Genomic DNA, 16,958 nt, shown 5'->3' on the forward strand with positions numbered 1-16,958 from the left:
GATCAGATCGGCGCCCACGGCAACTGCTCCATGTTACCTGAACAGGCATACCCCCGTCCCGATTCCCAGTCGGCCACTCGCCACGCGGGGCAAGCAATTGTGACCCACGCCACACCAGCCCTCCATCCCGCCCGTGCCCCCGTTGGCCCGCGCCCGACCCCGTTCCCGTCGATCATGGAGTTGTGGTGGTGGACAAAAGGTTCAAAAGTTCCGCAACCGGGCACCACAACTCCATGATCGACGGGGGCCAGCGCGGAGGGCAGCCACGCGATAGCCTGCCGCTCGTGTCCGCCTCCGGTTCCGCGTACGCCGACCTGTTGGGTCTGGTCGCCTTCGGCGAGCTGCTCGCCTTCGAGCGGATGGCGGGCGATGCCCGGCTCGCTCCCGACTTGCGCCGCCGGGCAGCGCTGAACGAGATGGCCGCGGCTGAGATCGCCAACTACCGGCGCCTCGCCGACCGGCTCACCGCGTTGGGCGTACCGCCCGAGGATGCGATGGCGCCCTATGTCGAGCCGTTGCAGGCGTACCACGACTCGACCGAGCCGCGGGACTGGGCGGAGGTGGTCACGAAGGCGTACGTGGGCGACGCGATCACCGACGACTTCGTTCGCGAGATCGCCGACGCGCTGGAGGAACCGGACCGGGCGCTGGTGCTGGACGTCCTGCACGACTCCCGGTACGCGGACTTCGCCGCTGCGGAGATCCGGGTGGCCGTCGCCGACGACCCCCGGGTGGCCGGTCGGCTCTCCATGTGGGCCCGACGGCTGGTGGGTGAGGCGTTGTCCCAGGCCGGCCGTGTCGCCGCCGAGCGGGCCACCCTCACCGCGCTGATCGCACGCGACGGCCGGGTCGACGTGCCAGGGCTGTTCGGCAGGCTCACCACCGCGCACACCGCGCGAATGGCCGCCGCCGGGCTGAACAACTGACCACTCGGCCGGGTTGGCCGGCTCCGGCCTGCGGCAGGCGGGCCGAGTGCCGACCTGCCGCGATGGCCGGACCGGTCAGCGGACGGTGAACCCGACCGCCCGGGGCGACGCCTCGGCGATCTCGACGTAGGCGACCTTCTCGACCGGAACGATGACCCGCCGGCCCTTCTCGTCGGTCAGGGAGAGCGTGCCGCCGTTGCCGGCGAAGGCGTCGGTGACGATCTGCTCGATCTCGGCCGGCGACTGCGCGCTGTCCACTACCAGCTCGCGTGGCGCGTACTGCACGCCGATCTTGACCTCCACTGTGCCTCCTCAACTGGGGCGAGAGAACCGCCCTGCGAAGGCTATCCGATCACGGGGCCGGCGGTCAGGCTGACTCACCTTGCAGCGGGAAGCTCGCGATGCCCCGCCACGACAGCGCGGCCACCAACGCCTCAGCTTCGGCCTTCGGTACCTGTCGGCCGCCGGCCAGCCAGAACTGTGCGGCCGTCTCCGCCGCGCCGACCAGCCCGGAGGCCAGCAGCTCGGCGTGCGCCCGGCTCACCCCGGTGTCGGAGATGATGGTGTCGGTGATCGCCGCGATGCAGCCCTGCTCGACCCGCTCCACCCGCTGCCGCACGGCCGGGTCGTTGCGCAGGTCCGACTCGAAGACGAGCCGGAACGCCTCGCTCTCGTGGTCGACGAAGTCGAAGTACGCCCGTACCGACGCGCTGACCCGCTCCTTGTTGTCGCTGGTGCCGCGCATCGCATCCTGCACCTGAGCGACGATGGCGTCACAGTGCGTGTCGAGCAGCGCCAGGTAGAGATCCATCTTTCCGGGAAAGTGTTGGTAGAGCACCGGCTTCGAGACCCCGGCCCGCTCGGCGATGTCGTCCATCGCGGCGGCGTGGTAGCCCTGCGCGACGAACACCTCCTGCGCCGCAGCGAGAAGCTGCTTACGACGCGCGGAGCGAGGCAGGCGGGTGGGCCGGCCAGCGGTCTGTGCACCGTTCCCCGCAGCGGTCATGGGATCCTCCGAGTTCTCCGTACGAGCCGGCATTTTCCCCCCAGACCGGGCGAGGCCCGTGACCTCGGTCGTGGAAATGGCCCGCCGCTGTAACTTATCGCCACTCTCGGCACACGGTAGCCTCAGCGGGGGCGACCAAGGAGCGCGCGGTGAGTGAAACAGGGCAACCCGGAGCCGCCACCCCGGGAGATCACGGTGACGGAGCGGGTCAGCACGACGACCCGAGCCGTTCCGTCAGTGGGTGGGCGCCTCAGGCGGGTGGGTGGCCCCGAGCCGCCGACCACGAGGACGCCCGGGATGAGGCGCCGCGCTGGCAGCCCGACCCCGCGTCGGGCTGGCGGACCTCCTCGACACGGCACGGTGACCTGCCATCGCCGCTGGTGGGGCGGTCGGGCGAGCCGGAGTCGCCGGCCCGCACCAACGGCCACCAGGTCAACGGCGTGCACCACCCGGACGACGTCAACGGCGTCCACCACCCCGGTCTCGAACCGCCCTCGGGGCGCCCCACGCCGGTGAGCGCACCGCCTGGGCTGCCCGAGGAGGGTCGCCTCGGGGCGGCCGGCGACCGGCTCGTGGTGCCCGCCCAACGTCCCGCACCGCCAGCGGAGCAGGGTGCCGTCGAGTCCGACCCGGGCCCCGCCCCACACTCCAGCGCCGATCCGGCTGCCGCGCACCGTGCCCGCTGGGCCGAGCCCGGCTTGCCCACCTCGGCCCCGCCGGCCGTCCAGGTGCCACCCGTCGGCACCGCGGCGTCGGGTTTCGAGGTTCCACCCGGTTTCCACGCGCCGATCGCCGAGCGGCTGGCCGCCGACGAGAGTCCGACCGCCCCACGCGACTGGCGGGACCCGCTCGCACCCGAGCCCGCAGCCACCTCGGGACGCAACCCGGGGCCGGCCGCCTCCGCCGACGAGGGCGAGCCCGGTCGCGCTTCCGAGGGTTCCCGCCCGGCAGACACGCATCGCGCCAGCGAGGCGCATCGCACCGGGGACGCGCAGCGTCCCGGCGAAACGCACCGGGCCGGGGAGTCGTCGGCCACCGAGCCCGACTGGTCGGGGCCGAGCTGGAACCGCCCGAGCTGGGGTGGCGGGTGGGCCCCGCCCTGGTCCCGCCAGGACGACGAGCCGGCTGGCCCGGCTGCACGGGACGAGTCGGCGCCGGACTGGGTCGGCGAACCCCACCAGCCGTACGAGCCGGTGCGCGCCGAGGTGCCCCGTCCGTACGAGCCGGTGCGCGCCGAGGTGCCCCGGCCGTACGAACCCGGCCGGGTCGAATCCGCGTCCACCCCGGAACGCCCCGCCGAACCGACCAGCGCACCACCCGCCGACCGTCCGTCGTGGGCGGGTGGCGCGTCGCCGACCAGTGGTCCGCCTGCTGACCGTCCGTCGTGGGCCGGTGGCGCGTCGCCGACCAGTGGTCCGCCGGCTGACCGTCCGTCGTGGGCGGGTTCCGGGGCGACTGGCGGACCTCGGTCCGACCGCCCGTCCTGGGCTGGCGGGGCCGATCCCGACCCCACCAACGCATCGCCCGCGCGGCCCTCCTGGGCCGGGGGGTCCGATCCGACGCCGACCAGCCTGCCGCCGGTACGGCCGTCCTGGGCCGGCGGGTCCGAGGCGGCGACCAGTGTGCCGCCGGTACGACCGTCCTGGGCCGGCGGTTCCGAACCGCCCGCCACCGGCGCGGCGGCGACGCGACCGTCCTGGGCCGGCGGCGCCGATCCGGCACCGGCCAGCTCCCCGCCGACGCGACCCTCCTGGGCCTCCAGCCCCGCATCGGCCGACCCGCCCGTACCGGCCGAGGCGACACCTCCGGTACTCGCCGGACCGCCTCCGGCTCCGGCCGGGCCACCTCCCACGCTGACCGACGCGCCACCGGCTCCGGCAGGCCCGTCGCTGGTGGCGGAGCGCTCGTCCTGGACCAGCGGTTCGCCGACGGCGAGCAGTTCCGGGGCCGAGCGGCCGGACTGGTCCGAGGGCCGGCTCCCGGCCACCCCGGTCGAGCGCCCGTCGTGGCCGGCCAGCCGGTCGGCCAGCACCGGTGGGGGCGACGGAGGCGAGACGCCTGGCCGGTCCCGGCCCGACGTCCGACCGACCGGGCCGTTCCGGCTCCGGCCGGCGACACCCGAGCCCGGCCCGTCGCCCGTCGAGCCGCCCACACCGGCCGCGCCGGTGAACGGCTCGCCATCGACTGACGCCACCCTGCCCTCCACCGCAGCGGTTCCGCCAACCAACCCCAAGGGTTCCGGCCGCCGCGATCAGTCCGCACCGACGTCCGCCTCCGCCACCGCCTACGCGGCGCGCCGATCCGCTCCCGACCCGACGTCCCCGGCCGACGATGGCCGGCAGTCGGCTGCGAGCGCGGTGGTGCTGCCGCAGCGCGTCCCCGCGGAACCGGACGTGCCCGTCGTGCCGGAGCCGCCAGCCGTGGAGCCACCCGCCGAAACTCCGGAACTCGCCCGCATCGCCACTCACCTGCGCCGGGACGACGAGCCAGCCCCGCTGCGCGAGCGCCCCGAGGGGTTCGATGTCAACGCGATCCTGGACGCCGTCCGGGAGGTGGCCGGTGTCCGCGACGCGGCCCTGCGCCGCACTCCGGCGGGGGCGCACAGTCTGCGACTGGACCTGGCCGACGGTGCCGACCCGGCCGAGGTGAGCCGGCAGGTGGCCCGGCTGCTCCAGGAGCGGATGGGGTTGGCCGCGGCCCCGCAGAACGTGCCCGGCCTGCCCAGCACGCCACCACCACCGGTTCGCCGTCGCGCGGCCGAGCCCGCCGAGCGGCGTACCCCGGAGACTCGAAACGCGGCTTCGCGCGATCCCGGCGAGGTTCGGTCGGCCGAGCCGCCGACGGTCGCCCGCCCGTCAAGCGGTCGGGTCGAGTCCCTGCCGGCCGGGCCGGAGCAGCGGACCGGCACGGACCCGACGCGCCGCCGCCGGTCGAACGCTCCGCACCGGGGGCGCGCCACGGTGGAGGAACCAGGGTCGGTCTCGTCCGCGCCGGCCGGCGCCGCGACCGGTAGCCCGGCGACGCTGGGCACGTCGTACTCCGGTGGTCAGGTGACCACGACGGAGTCGGCGCCGTCGCGACCGCTGGAGACCGGCGGTACGCCGGGGCCCCGGGTGGTGATCGACCACGTGCAGGTCAGCACCTTCGGCCTGGACGCGAACGTGGAGGTCCGGCTGCTGGCCGGGGGCGACAGCGCCTCCGGGTACGCCACCGGGCCGGCGGTGGACGGCTACGTGTTGCGGCTCTGCGCGGTGGCGGCGGCCGCCGCTGTGGACGAGTTGCTGCGCGGTGCCGAGAACGCCGAGCGGGGGCGCTGTTTCGTCGAGCACGCCGCTGTGGTGCCCTTCGGCAATTGCGAGGTGGCCACCGTTGTGGCGCTGCTGGTCTGTGAGGGCTGGGTCGAGCAGCTCGCCGGGTCGGCCCTGGTCGCGGGTGATCCGCGTCAGGCGGTGGTCCGGGCGACGCTGGCGGCGGTCAACCGTCGGCTTGAGGCGCTGCTGTCCTGAGTGGTTCGAGGCAGACTGGAGCAATGAGACGCGCCACCCTCTGGCCGGACCACCTGCTCCCCGACGACCGCGTTCCGCCGCCATGGCCGGGCCGGGAGGTCCGCCTCGACGGCCGGGTCACGTACGTCCGGGACACCCCGGCCACCGCTGCCGGGGCGGAGCCGGCGTTGTACGTGCACGGGCTGGGCGGGTCGTCGCAGAACTGGACCGACCTGGCCGGTCTGCTCGCCGACCGGCTGGACGGTCAGGCCATCGACCTGCCCGGCTTCGGCCGGAGCGAGCCGGGCCCGAGCTACACGATTCCGGCCTTCGCGAATCTGGTCGTCCGCTGGATCGAGCATTCCGGTCGAGGGCCGGTGCACCTGTTCGGCAATTCGCTGGGCGGCGCGGTCGCGGTCCAGGTCGCCGCGCTCCGGCCGGATCTGGTCCGCACCCTCACCCTGATCTCCCCGGCGCTGCCGTTCCTGGATTTCCGGCGCTCGTTGCAGGGGCGGATGCTGCCGGTGCTCGCCATTCCCCGAGGTGAGCGGCTGGTCGCCCGGCATCTCACCCAGCTTGCCCCCGAGGTGATGGCCCAGCAGGTGCTGGAGGCGTGCGTCGCCGACCTCAGCCGGATCTGCGATCAGCGCCGGGCGGAGGCGCTGGAGGAGATCCGGGTGCGGTACGAGGCCGAGCACTACGCCGCCGCGTACGTCCGGACGTTCCGTGGGCTGGTCTCCAGCTTCCTGCGGGCGTACCTGCGGGGGCCGGGGTCGCTGTGGCGCCTGGCCGAGGCGGTACGCGCACCGACCCTTGTGGTGGGTGGTCTGCAGGACCGTCTGGTCGACGTGCGGGTCGGGCCGCAGACCGCCCGGCTCATTCCGGACAGCCGATTGATGATGCTCGAGGGCGTCGGCCATGTGGCGCAGTTGGAGGTCCCCCGGCTGGTCGCCCGCGCGGTGGTCGGCCTGCTCACCGAAACGGGGGACGCCGCAGGGCGGTCTGATCTGGCAGGCTGACCTGGATGCTCAGCTCAGCGCGCCATTCTGCTCGCCGTCGGCGACGTTTCGCGCTGGTCGCCCAACTGGTGGCGGTGGTGGTGGCCGTCGGCGCGGCGGTGACCGTGATCGCTGAAGGGCCGGGTGGGCATCCGGGCGCTGAGCGGTTGGCTGCCGAGGAGATCAGCGCGCCGCCGCCGTTGGTGGCCGGGCCGCTGCCGCCCGCCCCTTCGCCCTCCGGCGCGGTCACGCCGAGCCCGCCCCCGGTCACGCCGAGCCCGCCCCCGGTGTTGCGGGTGCCCGGCGCGGTTCCGAGCGCGGGCACGGGCGGGTTCGGCTACGACGCCCGTTCCGGCGCGGTGCTGGGTCGGGCGGGTGAGCTGCGGCGTTACCGGGTCGCTGTGGAGTCGGGCAGTGCGGAGGACGTCACCGAGTTCGCCGAGGCGGTGGAGGTGGCGCTGGCCGGGCCGGGCAGTTGGGTCGACAGCGGCAGGTTGCGGCTCCAGCAGGTGCCGGGGGCTGCGCCTCGGGACTTCACCGTCTACCTGGCCACCGCCCGCACCGCGGGTCGGATGTGCGCGAAGGGTGGGGTCGACATCCGGATCGGCGGCCGCCCGTACACGTCCTGCCGGGCGCCCGGCCAGGTGATCATCAACCTGGATCGGTGGCGGTTGTCAGTGCCGCATTTCGTCTCGGCCGGCGTGCCGTTGGCGGTCTACCGGACGTACGTGGTCAACCACGAGGTGGGTCACCAGCTCGGGCATCGGCACGAGCGCTGCCCCGGCAAGGGCCGGCAGGCTCCGGTGATGATGCAGCAGACGCTGTTCCTCAACGGCTGCCGGGTCAACCCCTGGCCGTACGTGAACGGGCGTCGGTACACGGGCCCCGCCCTCTGAGTACGACACGCCGACCATTGAGCGCTCCATCAGGCGTCTTGCGGCAATAGCGGCGAAAACGGAGAAATGCCCGAATAATCTGGCAGGCTTGATCCTATGACGCCGTCGTCCCCTTACGGCCCGCCCCGGCCGCCCGAGCCCAGCTCGGCGTCGCGGGGTGCGCGTCCCGCGTTCGTCCGGATGCACCGGCGTCGTCGTCGCAGCATGCTGCTCGGTCTCCTCGTGCTCGCGGGCGCCATCGGGGTGACCGTGAGCCGGGGCGGCGAACCGTCGGTCGAGCCTCCGGCCACCACGCAGGGCGGAATGGGCCATGGAGGTGGGGCGGCCGCGCACCCGGCGCCCACCGGCTATCCGTCGGTCGGAGCGGGACGCTTCACGGCAGCCGACGGCGAGACACCGGTGTACGGCACGGACGGGCCGCTGCACCGATACCGGGTCGTCGTGGAACGCGGCGCCGGCCAGGACGCCGACGTGTTCGCCTCCCGAGTTGACGAGGTGCTGACCGACCCGCGCAGTTGGATCGCGTCCGATGAGCTGCGGGTGCAACGGGTGGCCGACACCGGCGCCGCCGACTTCACCATCTACCTGGCCACCCCGGTCACGTCCGAGCGGATGTGCGCCGAGGGCGGGTTGACCACCGAGCGCTACACCTCCTGTCGCCTGCCCGGTCAGGTCATCATCAACCTGGCCCGCTGGATGGAGGCGGTCCCCGACTACGGCGCCCCGCTGGACACCTACCGGACCTACGTCATCAACCACGAGGTGGGCCACGAGTTCGGCAAGGAGCACGAGGCGTGTCCGGGCCCGGGGGAGCCCGCCCCGGTGATGCAGCAGCAGACGTACGGGCTGCAAGGCTGCGTCGCCAACGCCTGGCCGTACCTCGACGGTCGTCGCTACGCGGGGGACATCGTCCCCTGATCCGCCGGGTCGTCGGTTATTCCCGCTCCCGCATACCGGACCACGTGTCGTCCCTCATGGCCGAGGAGGGCTCCCGCGAGCAACAATGGCGCGGTTCACACCGCCGATCCCGGGGAGTCCACCGTGTCGTTGCCCCCGCTCGTCGAGCCCGCCGCCGAGCTGACCGTAGACGAGATCCGCCGCTACTCACGCCACTTGATCATCCCGGACGTCGGGGTGACCGGCCAGAAGCGGCTGAAGAACGCCCGGGTGCTCTGTGTCGGCGCCGGTGGCCTCGGGTCGCCCGCCCTGTTGTACCTCGCCGCGGCCGGAGTCGGCACGCTCGGCATCATCGACTTCGACACCGTCGACGAGTCGAACCTCCAGCGCCAGGTCATCCACGGCGTCTCCGACATCGGCCGGTCCAAGGCCGAGTCGGCCGCCGCGTCGATCCGCGAGATCAACCCCCTGGTCAAGGTGGAGATCCACAACACCGCGCTGGACCGCGAGAACGTCCGCGAGATCTTCGCCCAGTACGACCTGATCGTCGACGGCACCGACAACTTCGCCACCCGCTACATGGTGAACGACGCGGCGGTGCTGCTGGGTAAGCCGTACGTCTGGGGCTCGATCTACCGCTTCGACGGCCAGGCGTCGGTGTTCTGGGCCGAGCACGGCCCCTGCTACCGCTGCCTCTACCCGGAGCCGCCGCCGCCCGGCATGGTTCCCTCCTGCGCCGAGGGCGGCGTGCTCGGCGTGCTCTGCGCATCGATCGGTTCGATCCAGGTGAACGAGGCGATCAAGCTGCTCACCGGCATCGGTGAGCCGCTGGTCGGCCGCCTGATGGTCTACGACGCCCTGGAGATGGAATACCGCAAGATCAAGGTCCGCAAGGACCCGAACTGCGCGCTCTGCGGCGACAACCCGACGGTCACCGACCTGCTGGAAGACTACGAGGACTTCTGCGGCGCGGTCTCCGAGGAGGCCCAGGAGGCGACGCTCGACTCGACCATCACCGCACTGGAGCTCAAGGAGTGGCAGGACGCCGGCAAGGACATCTTCCTCGTCGACGTACGCGAGCCGGCCGAGTACGAGATCGTCCAGATTCCCGGCGCCACCCTGATCCCCAAGGGCGACATCATCTCCGGTGAGGCCCTCGCGAAGCTGCCACAGGACCGGCAGATCGTGCTGCACTGCAAGTCGGGCGTCCGCTCGGCGGAGGCGCTCGCCGCGCTCAAGGCGGCCGGTTTCAAGGACGCCGTGCACGTGCAGGGCGGCGTGCTCTCCTGGATCAAGCAGATCGACCCGTCGCTGCCCGCGTACTGACCGATCGAGCCGGGGCGGCCCTGGCGCGGCCACACCGCCGCGTCGGGGCGTCCCGCGCGACCGCCCCGGCAAATCGACGCAGATGACGCCGAGCGGCCGTCCGGCCGGAGCGACGCAGCCATCCCGGGCTGGCCGATTCTCCGAGGCGGCATCGCGTCTGCGCAGGTAGCGTCTCCGCCGTGGTCGACTTGGAAGCCGCGATCGGGTTCGTCGTGGCGCACGGGGATGCGGTGGAACGCGCCCGCCTCTCCTGGCTCCGCAACGGCACCACCGTGCCCGCCGAGTTGCTGGAGACGGCCGAGGTAGGCCAGTCGCCGGACGGCGGTTGGCCGGCCACCTGGGGCGGCGAGGTCGCCTCGATCGACGCCACCTGCTTCCGGCTCGTCGAGCTTGACGACCTGGGGGCGCTCGGCCGTCCCGCCGCCCGCCGCGCCCTGGACTGGCTGGCGTCCCGGCAGCAGGCCGACGGCGGTTGGGAAGAGGACGCGTCGCTGGCCGACTCGGCGCCGGAGTGGGCCCGTCCCGGTGACCCGGAGGCCGGGTTCCTCGTGTCGGCCAACGCCGGCTTCTGGCTCACCGTCGCCGGGCTGGACGCCCGGGCGTCGGGTCCGCTCGACCATCGGGTCGGTGGGGCGTACGCCGGGGTGGTGCAGGCGGCGGCCCACTCGCTCGCCGCGCGGCTGCGCCCGGACGGTAGCTGGCCGTCGTACCTCGCGGCGGGCTGGCTGAGCGCGGCCGTGCTGCACCGGCAGGAGATGTTCCAGGAGTCCGCCCGGATCCAGGTGGCGCTCGCCGAGCGGATGCCGAAGATGTCCCCCGGGGACGTGGCGTGGCTGGCGGCCACGTTGCGCCGCGCCGGCGTCGACCCACAGGACTGGATCATGGTGCGGGCGCTGCGCCGGCTGACCGAGACCCAGCGCAGCGACGGCGGCTGGGAGAGCGACGACGGCCACCAGTTCGACGTGCACGCCACCCTGGCCGCGATCCGGGCGGCCCGCCCCGCGCCACCCCGCTGAGCCGCCCCGACCTCGCCCCGGCCGGGCGAGGGCGGGGGCTTTAGCGCACGTGACCGTCGCCGGTGACGACGTACTTGGTGCTGGTCAGCTCGGGCAGGCCCATCGGGCCGCGAGCGTGCAGCTTCTGGGTGGAGATGCCGATCTCCGCACCGAAGCCGAACTCGCCGCCGTCGGTGAACCGGGTCGACGCGTTCACCATCACCGCCGCCGCGTCCACCCGCGCGACGAAGTCACGGGCCGCGCTCGCCGAGTCGGTGACGATCGCCTCGGTGTGGCCGGTGCCGAAGCGGCGGATGTGCGCGACCGCCGCGTCCAGCGAGTCCACCACCGCCACCGAGATGTCGGCGGACAGGTACTCGGTGGCGTAGTCCTCCTCGGTCGCCGGGACCACTGCGGCGGAGTGGGCGGCCACCTCGGGTGAGCCGTGCACTGTCACCCCCGCCTCGGCGAACGCGGCCAGCACCAGCGGCAGGAACGCGTCGGCGATGCCCGCGTGCACCAGCAGCGACTCGGCCGTGTTGCAGGTGGACAGGCGTTGCGTCTTGGCGTTCAGCGTGACCGCGACGGCCTTCGCCAGGTCGGCGGCGGCGTCGACGTAGACGTGGCAGTTGCCCACCCCGGTCTCGATCACCGGCACTGTCGACTCCTCGACCACTGTGCGGATCAGCGACGCGCCACCGCGCGGGATGAGCACGTCGACGAGACCCCGGGCGCGCATCAGCTCCTTGACCGAGTCACGGGAGCTGGCGTCGAGCAACTGCACCGCGTCGGCGGGCAGACCGGCCCCGGCGACCGCGTCACGCAGCACCGCGACCAGCGCGGCGTTCGAGTGCGCGGCCGACGACGACCCGCGCAGCAGCGCCGCGTTGCCGGACTTGAGGCAGATCCCGGCGGCGTCCACAGTCACGTTGGGCCGCGCCTCGTAGATGATGCCGACCACCCCGAACGGCACCCGGATCTGGCGCAGCTCCAGGCCGTTGGGCAGGGTGGACCCGCGGACCACCTCGCCGACCGGGTCGGGCAACGCGGCCATCTCACGCAGCGCGTCGGCGATCCCGGCGACCCGACCCGCGTCGAGCGCGAGCCGGTCCAGCACGGCCGCGCTCAGCCCGGCCTCGCGGCCGGCCGCCAGGTCCGTCTCGTTCGCGCTCAGGATCTCCGGGGTACGCGCGACGAGCGCGTCGGCCATCGCCACCAGCGCCGCGTCCTTGACGGTACGGGTGGCAGTGGCCAGGTCGGCGGCGGCGTCCCGCGCCCGCTTCGCCTGCTCGACGACGCTCATCGACTACTCCTCAGCTGGCAGTTGGCTTACAGCAGCACCAGGTCGTCGCGGTGGACGACCTCTCGTTCGTACGCCGGGCCGAGCGCCGCGGCGAGTTCGGACGTGGAGCGGCCGAGCAGCCCGGGTAGCTCCACCGCGTCGTAGTTGACCAACCCTCGGGCGACCGGCGCGCCCGCGGTGTCCACCAGGTCCACCGGGTCGCCGGCGGTGAACGTGCCGTCCACGGCGGTGATGCCGGCCGGGAGCAGCGACTTGCGCCGCCCGACGACGGCGGCGACCGCGCCCGGGTCGAGGTGCAGCCGGCCCCGGGGTGAGGTGGCGTGGGCCAGCCAGAACAACCGGGCCGTCGGGCGTTGCCGCTGCGGGTGGAAGAGCGTGCCGACCGGTTCGCCGGCCAGCGCGGGCGTGGCCAGGTCGGCGGCGGTGAGCACCACCGGGATGCCGAAGCCGGTGGCGATCCGCGCGGCCTCGACCTTTGTCACCATGCCACCGGTGCCGACGCCGGACCGGCCGGTCCCGCCGATGGTGATGCCGGCGAGGTCCGTGTCGTCGCGCACCTCGGCGATCCGGGTCGAGCGCGGGTTGGTGGGGTCGCCGGTCCAGAGCGCGTCCACGTCGGAGAGGAGCACCAGCAGGTCGGCGTGCACCAGCGCGGCCACCAGGGCGGCCAGCCGGTCGTTGTCGCCGAAGCGGATCTCCTGGGTGGCCACCGTGTCGTTCTCGTTGACGATCGGCACCGCCCGCAGGTCGAGCAGCTTGCGCAGCGTCCGGTACGCGTTGCGGTAGTGGGCTCGCCGGGTCACGTCGTCGACGGTGAGCAGCACCTGCCCGACGGTGCGGCCGTGCCGGGCGAAGCTGGCCGCGTACCGGCCGATCAGCAGCCCCTGCCCGACGCTGGCGGCGGCCTGCTGGGTGGCCAGGTCGCGCGGGCGTCGGGACAGCCCGAGCGGGGCGAGCCCGGCGGCGATGGCGCCGGAGGAGACCAGCACCACCTCGCGCCCCTCGGCGGTGAGTCGACCGAGGGTGTCGACCAGCGTGTCGACGCGCTCGTCGGCCAGCCCGCCGGTGGCGGTGGTCAACGAGGAGGATCCGATCTTGACGACGACCCGCCGGGCCGTCGTGACTGCGTCGCGCACCCGACCATTCTGCGTGGTCACCGCCGCACCGCCCGGCGGCGTTCCCATATGGTGGCGGATTGTGACTCCAGACGAGTACGTCGAGGCGGTTCTCGACCTGGTCGAGCGGATCCCGGAGGGCCGGGTCATGTCGTACGGCGCGGTGGCCGACGCGCTGTCTGAGCGCTCGGGCCGCGCCTCGGCCCGGTTGGTCGGCACCATCATGGCCCGGCACGGGGGCTCGGTGCCCTGGCATCGGGTGGTGACCGCGAGTGGTCGACTGCCGCCGGGGCACGAGCGGGAGGCGCGGTCCCGACTGCGGGCCGAGGGGGTGCCGCTGCGCGGCGAGGGTGTGGACATCGCGGCGGCGGGTTGGTCGCCCGATGAGGGGATGTGACCCCCGACTGAACGTGAGTAATGTTCGGCCCCATGAAAACGCCGCCGGGCCCCGGCTCGCTGCCTCGACGGGTGCACGCCGGCTACGCGCTCGGCTCCCTGGCGACCGGAGCGTTCGGCACCGTGCCCGGTCTGCTGCTTCTGCCGTACCTGACCGACACGCTGGGCGTGGCCGCCGGGCTGGCCGCGCTGCTGGTGCTGTTGCCCAAGGCCTGGGACGTGCTGGTCAACCCGGTCGCCGGGCGGATCTCCGACCGCACCCGGTCGCGGTGGGGCGCCCGCCGGCCGTACCTGCTCGTCGCCGGCCTCGCGCTCGCCGTCCTGTTCGCGTCGATCTTCGCCGCGCCGTTCGGTAACGGCTCGGGCGCTGCGGCGTACGTGGCTTTCGCCTTCCTCGCCACCGCCACCGCGTTCGCCTTCTTCCAGGTGCCGTACGTGGCGATGCCGGCGGAGCTGACCGGCGACTACGCCGAGCGAACCCGGTTGATGACCTGGCGGATCGCGGTGCTGGCGCTGGCCATCCTGGTCTCCGGCGCGGTCGCGCCGCTGGTGGTCAGCGCCGGTGGTGACGGCGTGGCCGGGCACCGCTGGATGGGCCTGTTCGTGGCGGTGCTGATCGCCCTCGGCGCCCTCGGCGCGTTCCTGGGCACCCGGTCCGCGCCGACCGGCACCGTGGGCGAGAGCGAGCCGACGCTGCGCGCCCAGCTCGCCGTGGCCGGCGCCAACCTTCCGTTCCGGGCACTGCTGATCTGCTTCGTGGTGCAGTCCGCCGGGGTGGCGACCATCCTGGCCGGGGTCAACTACTTCGCGGGGCAGATCCTGCGCGACGAGGAGAGCGGGCCGACCCTGCTCTTCGTCTGCTTCGTCGGGCCGGCGCTGCTGGTGATGCCGATCTGGAGCCGGATCGGTGCCCGGCTGGGCAAGCGCACCGCCCTGGTGGTCGCCTCGCTGATCCTTGCCGTCGGGGCCTTCGCCCTGGTCGCCGCGCCGGTGCTGCCGGCGGTTGCCGTCTATCTCCTGGTCGCGCTGATCGGCGTGGGGTACGCCGGACAGCAGGTCTTCGCATTGGCGATGTTGCCGGACTGCATCGCGCACGAGACGGCGCGCACCGGCCGACGGCAGGCGGGCGTCTTCACCGGGCTGTGGACCGCCGGTGAGACCTTCGGCCTGGCGCTCGGCCCGGGCATCTACGGACTGGTGCTCCAGCTCTCCGGCTACGTGTCCTCCGACACCGGCTCGGCGGCGGCCCAGTCCGACACGGCGAGGATGGGCGTCCTCCTCGGCTTCACGCTGATCCCGGCGCTGCTGATCGCGCCGCCGATCCTCCTGCTCCGCCAGTACACCCTCACCGCCCACAGCGACCTGGTCGATCATGGAGTTGTGCTGGGGGACGAGAGCGTTGACCGCCACGAGAAGGGCACCGTTACCCCATGATCGACGAGAGCAGGGTTGAGGCCGGAGCACTTTCCGCCACCGGGGTTCCGGCGGAAGAGGTTCTGGAAGAGGTGCGCAAACTGCGGGCGGGTGACGCGCCCACCCACGGGGGACGGCTGTTCGCCTACGTCTACGACCCGGCCGTCCCAGGGCTGGACGAGCTGGCCGCCGCCGCCCACCGGGAGAGCGCGCACGTCAACGGGTTGGACCCGACCGCGTTCCCGTCCCTGCTGGCCATGGAGAACGCGCTTGTCGGCGCCGCCGGCCGGGTGCTGGGCGCCGGCCCCGGCACCACCGCCCCGGACGTCGTCGGCAGCGTCACCAGCGGCGGCACCGAGTCACTGATCCTCGCCGTCAAGACCGCCCGGGACGCCCACCCGGAGATCTCCGAACCCCGGATCGTGGTCCCGTCGAGCGCACACGCGGCATTCGCCAAGGCGGCGCACTACCTGCGGGTGGCGCTGGACGTCGTGCCCGTCTCCCCGGAGACGCTGCGTCCCGACCCGGCCGCGATGGCCGCCGCGATCCGCCCGGAGACGGTGCTGGTCGCCTGCTCCGCGCCGTCGTACGCGCACGGGGTGGTGGACCCGGTCACGCAGATCGCGGCCGCCGCGGCCGAGGCCGGGGTGCGCTGCCACGTGGATGCCTGCTTCGGCGGCTGGACCCTGCCGTACCTGCGTCGGCTCGGGGAGCCGGTGCCGCCGTTCGACTTCGCGGTGCCCGGGGTCACCTCCATCTCGGTCGACCTGCACAAGTACGCGTACGCGCCGAAGGGGGTGTCGGTGCTGCTGCACCGCGATGCCACGCTGCGCGTCCCGCAGTACTTCGCGTACGCCGACTGGCCCGGCTACACCATGATCAATCCGGTGATCGCGTCCACCCGCTCGGGCGGCCCGATCGCTGCCGCGTACGCCACGTTGCGGCACCTCGGCGACGAGGGTTACCTGCGGCTGACCGCCCTCACCCGGGACGCGGTGGCCGGGCTGGCCGACGCGGTCCGCGCCGTCGACGGGCTGCGGCTGATGGCCGAGCCGGAGTCGACAGTCGTCTGCTTCACCGCCACCGACGGTGGCCCCGACCTGTTCGTCCTGGTCGACGAGCTGACCGCGCGGGGCTGGCACACCCAACCCCAGCTGTCGTACGACGGCCTGCCCGCCAGCGTGCACCTCACGGTGACCGCCGCTGTCGCGCCCCGGGTCGCCGAGTTCGGGCCGGACCTGACCGCCGCGGTGGCCGCAGCCAGGGCCGCCGGCCCGGTGCGGCTGCCCGCCGAGCTGGCGGCACTGGTCGGCGCGCTGACCCCCGAGGCGCTGACCCCGGACCTGATCATCGGTCTGGCCGCCGGGCTGGGCCTGGGTGGCGAGGAGGGGTCGGACGCGGGACCGCTGCCGGAGCGGATGGCACTGGTGAACACACTGCTCGACGCCGCGCCATCGGCGCTGCGCGAGCGGTTGCTCGTGGAATTCGTCAGTCTGCTGCAACGCCCCAGTTGGGCGCCGAGCTGACCGTGCGGCTACGGGCCCGGCCTTCAGTTCCGGCCGGGCCCGTAGCCGCGGGTCGATGTCAGACCTTGCCGGTCTCCTCGATGCTCTCGTCGAGCAGTTCCGCCAGCGCTGCCCGGCCGCGGTGCAGCCAGGACTTGATGGTGCCCGCGGCCACCCCCTCCTGACTCGCTATCTCATTGACCGGCAGGTCGGCGAGGTAGCGCAGGATGACGGCCCGCCGGTGGTGGGCGGGCAGTTGGGCCAGCGCGGCGTCGATCGCCACCCGATCGGGCGTCGGCCCGGCCATCGTGGCCTCGACCCGCCGTTGCCGGAGCAGGTGGTTGCGCGCGGTTTGGAGCCGCCGCCAACGGCTCCGGGCGAGGTTCAGGGCGACCTGCCGGACCCAGGCGACCGGGTCGTCGTACCGGGCCAGCTGGTCCCACCGGGTCAGTGCCCGGCAGAATGCCTCCTGCGCGAAATCCTGGGCCTGCGAGAGGTCGCCGACGTAGGCACTCAGTTGGCTGGTCACGCTGCGAAAGTGCGCGTGATAGAAGTCGTCGAAGCTCTCTGTCGTGCTGCGCTCTCCGGCCTCCGCGGCAATGGCCGCCGGTGGCTCGTTGGCACGGGTCCCCGTCATCACTGTCACTGCCTCCCCGTTCGCCGTCGGGCCCGTACCCGAGGCGGTCGTACCACTCGC

At 73.4% G+C, this 16,958-nt stretch carries 15 protein-coding genes; 10 read left to right on the top strand and 5 right to left on the bottom strand.

The window, feature by feature from the left end; translation table 11 throughout:
* The first annotated feature begins 284 nt into the window (after positions 1-284).
* Positions 285-926: a ferritin-like fold-containing protein gene (locus ACLQ3F_RS13015; RefSeq protein ID WP_238689107.1), complete on the top strand. Its 642-nt coding sequence runs from the start codon at positions 285-287 to the stop codon at positions 924-926.
* A gap of 75 nt (positions 927-1,001) precedes the next feature.
* Here the strand turns inward: ACLQ3F_RS13015 and ACLQ3F_RS13020 are convergent, their stop codons facing one another.
* A complete protein-coding gene (locus ACLQ3F_RS13020) occupies positions 1,002-1,229 on the bottom strand; it encodes a DUF3107 domain-containing protein (protein ID WP_179781071.1) in 228 nt (75 codons plus the stop codon).
* Positions 1,230-1,293: 64 nt separating this feature from the next.
* Entirely contained in the window at positions 1,294-1,932 is a 639-nt protein-coding gene (locus tag ACLQ3F_RS13025) for a TetR/AcrR family transcriptional regulator (protein WP_030489514.1), read from the bottom strand.
* A 1,622-nt stretch (positions 1,933-3,554) separates the two neighbouring features.
* Between ACLQ3F_RS13025 and ACLQ3F_RS13030 the strand changes: the two genes are divergently transcribed.
* The 6 genes from ACLQ3F_RS13030 (at position 3,555) to ACLQ3F_RS13055 (ending at position 10,550) form a co-directional block, all read left to right on the top strand.
* Positions 3,555-5,438, top strand: coding sequence for a hypothetical protein (locus ACLQ3F_RS13030; protein WP_425849294.1), 1,884 nt, complete (start codon positions 3,555-3,557; stop codon positions 5,436-5,438).
* Positions 5,439-5,461: 23 nt separating this feature from the next.
* Positions 5,462-6,436 carry an alpha/beta fold hydrolase gene (locus ACLQ3F_RS13035; RefSeq protein WP_357257449.1) on the top strand — a complete coding sequence of 325 codons (975 nt, stop codon included), beginning with the start codon at positions 5,462-5,464 and terminating at the stop codon, positions 6,434-6,436.
* 5 nt (positions 6,437-6,441) lie between these two features.
* Positions 6,442-7,311 (top strand): DUF3152 domain-containing protein, encoded by an 870-nt coding sequence (locus ACLQ3F_RS13040; RefSeq protein ID WP_425848886.1) that lies wholly within the window; start codon positions 6,442-6,444, stop codon positions 7,309-7,311.
* A gap of 96 nt (positions 7,312-7,407) precedes the next feature.
* Positions 7,408-8,229 carry a DUF3152 domain-containing protein gene (locus ACLQ3F_RS13045; RefSeq protein WP_425848888.1) on the top strand — a complete coding sequence of 274 codons (822 nt, stop codon included), beginning with the start codon at positions 7,408-7,410 and terminating at the stop codon, positions 8,227-8,229.
* A gap of 123 nt (positions 8,230-8,352) precedes the next feature.
* Complete coding sequence (gene moeZ / locus ACLQ3F_RS13050) at positions 8,353-9,534, top strand: adenylyltransferase/sulfurtransferase MoeZ (protein WP_393219808.1); 1,182 nt, start codon at positions 8,353-8,355, stop codon at positions 9,532-9,534.
* A gap of 179 nt (positions 9,535-9,713) precedes the next feature.
* Positions 9,714-10,550: a squalene--hopene cyclase gene (locus tag ACLQ3F_RS13055; RefSeq protein WP_425848891.1), complete on the top strand. Its 837-nt coding sequence runs from the start codon at positions 9,714-9,716 to the stop codon at positions 10,548-10,550.
* Between the two features lie 40 nt (positions 10,551-10,590).
* On the opposite strand, the gene ACLQ3F_RS13060 is transcribed toward ACLQ3F_RS13055, so the two are convergent.
* Positions 10,591-11,832: a glutamate-5-semialdehyde dehydrogenase gene (locus ACLQ3F_RS13060; RefSeq protein ID WP_355005703.1), complete on the bottom strand. Its 1,242-nt coding sequence runs from the start codon at positions 11,830-11,832 to the stop codon at positions 10,591-10,593.
* Positions 11,833-11,858: 26 nt separating this feature from the next.
* Complete coding sequence (proB, locus tag ACLQ3F_RS13065) at positions 11,859-13,016, bottom strand: glutamate 5-kinase (RefSeq protein WP_425848894.1); 1,158 nt, start codon at positions 13,014-13,016, stop codon at positions 11,859-11,861.
* 13 nt (positions 13,017-13,029) lie between these two features.
* On the opposite strand from proB, the gene ACLQ3F_RS13070 reads away from it, so the two are divergent.
* Genes ACLQ3F_RS13070 through ACLQ3F_RS13080 form a run of 3 tightly spaced genes read left to right on the top strand, consistent with a single transcriptional unit; the run spans position 13,030 to position 16,282 of the window.
* On the top strand, positions 13,030-13,344 hold the full coding sequence (locus ACLQ3F_RS13070; protein ID WP_357232824.1) for an MGMT family protein: 315 nt from the start codon (positions 13,030-13,032) through the stop codon (positions 13,342-13,344).
* 32 nt (positions 13,345-13,376) lie between these two features.
* Entirely contained in the window at positions 13,377-14,777 is a 1,401-nt protein-coding gene (locus tag ACLQ3F_RS13075) for an MFS transporter (protein WP_425848897.1), read from the top strand.
* Entirely contained in the window at positions 14,774-16,282 is a 1,509-nt protein-coding gene (locus ACLQ3F_RS13080) for a pyridoxal phosphate-dependent decarboxylase family protein (RefSeq protein WP_425848900.1), read from the top strand. The genes ACLQ3F_RS13075 and ACLQ3F_RS13080 overlap by 4 nt, the downstream gene beginning before the upstream one ends.
* Before the next feature lie 58 nt (positions 16,283-16,340).
* Here the strand turns inward: ACLQ3F_RS13080 and ACLQ3F_RS13085 are convergent, their stop codons facing one another.
* Positions 16,341-16,898 (bottom strand): SigE family RNA polymerase sigma factor, encoded by a 558-nt coding sequence (locus ACLQ3F_RS13085; protein ID WP_357257460.1) that lies wholly within the window; start codon positions 16,896-16,898, stop codon positions 16,341-16,343.
* Positions 16,899-16,958: the final 60 nt, after the last annotated feature.

It is taken from the genome of Micromonospora sp. DT15, assembly GCF_049841475.1.
GTDB lineage: Bacteria > Actinomycetota > Actinomycetes > Mycobacteriales > Micromonosporaceae > Micromonospora.

Bases quoted from the DNA above. Each gene is read 5' to 3' on its own strand.
- ACLQ3F_RS13035 (WP_357257449.1), top strand. From the start codon at position 5,462: ATGAGACGCGCCACCCTCTGGCCGGACCACCTGCTCCCCGACGACCGC.
- ACLQ3F_RS13080 (WP_425848900.1), top strand. From the start codon at position 14,774: ATGATCGACGAGAGCAGGGTTGAGGCCGGAGCACTTTCCGCCACCGGG.
- ACLQ3F_RS13025 (WP_030489514.1), bottom strand. From the start codon at position 1,932: ATGACCGCTGCGGGGAACGGTGCACAGACCGCTGGCCGGCCCACCCGC.
- ACLQ3F_RS13040 (WP_425848886.1), top strand. From the start codon at position 6,442: ATGCTCAGCTCAGCGCGCCATTCTGCTCGCCGTCGGCGACGTTTCGCG.
- ACLQ3F_RS13045 (WP_425848888.1), top strand. From the start codon at position 7,408: ATGACGCCGTCGTCCCCTTACGGCCCGCCCCGGCCGCCCGAGCCCAGC.
- proB (WP_425848894.1), bottom strand. From the start codon at position 13,016: ATGGGAACGCCGCCGGGCGGTGCGGCGGTGACCACGCAGAATGGTCGG.
- ACLQ3F_RS13085 (WP_357257460.1), bottom strand. From the start codon at position 16,898: ATGACGGGGACCCGTGCCAACGAGCCACCGGCGGCCATTGCCGCGGAG.
- ACLQ3F_RS13075 (WP_425848897.1), top strand. From the start codon at position 13,377: ATGAAAACGCCGCCGGGCCCCGGCTCGCTGCCTCGACGGGTGCACGCC.
- ACLQ3F_RS13060 (WP_355005703.1), bottom strand. From the start codon at position 11,832: ATGAGCGTCGTCGAGCAGGCGAAGCGGGCGCGGGACGCCGCCGCCGAC.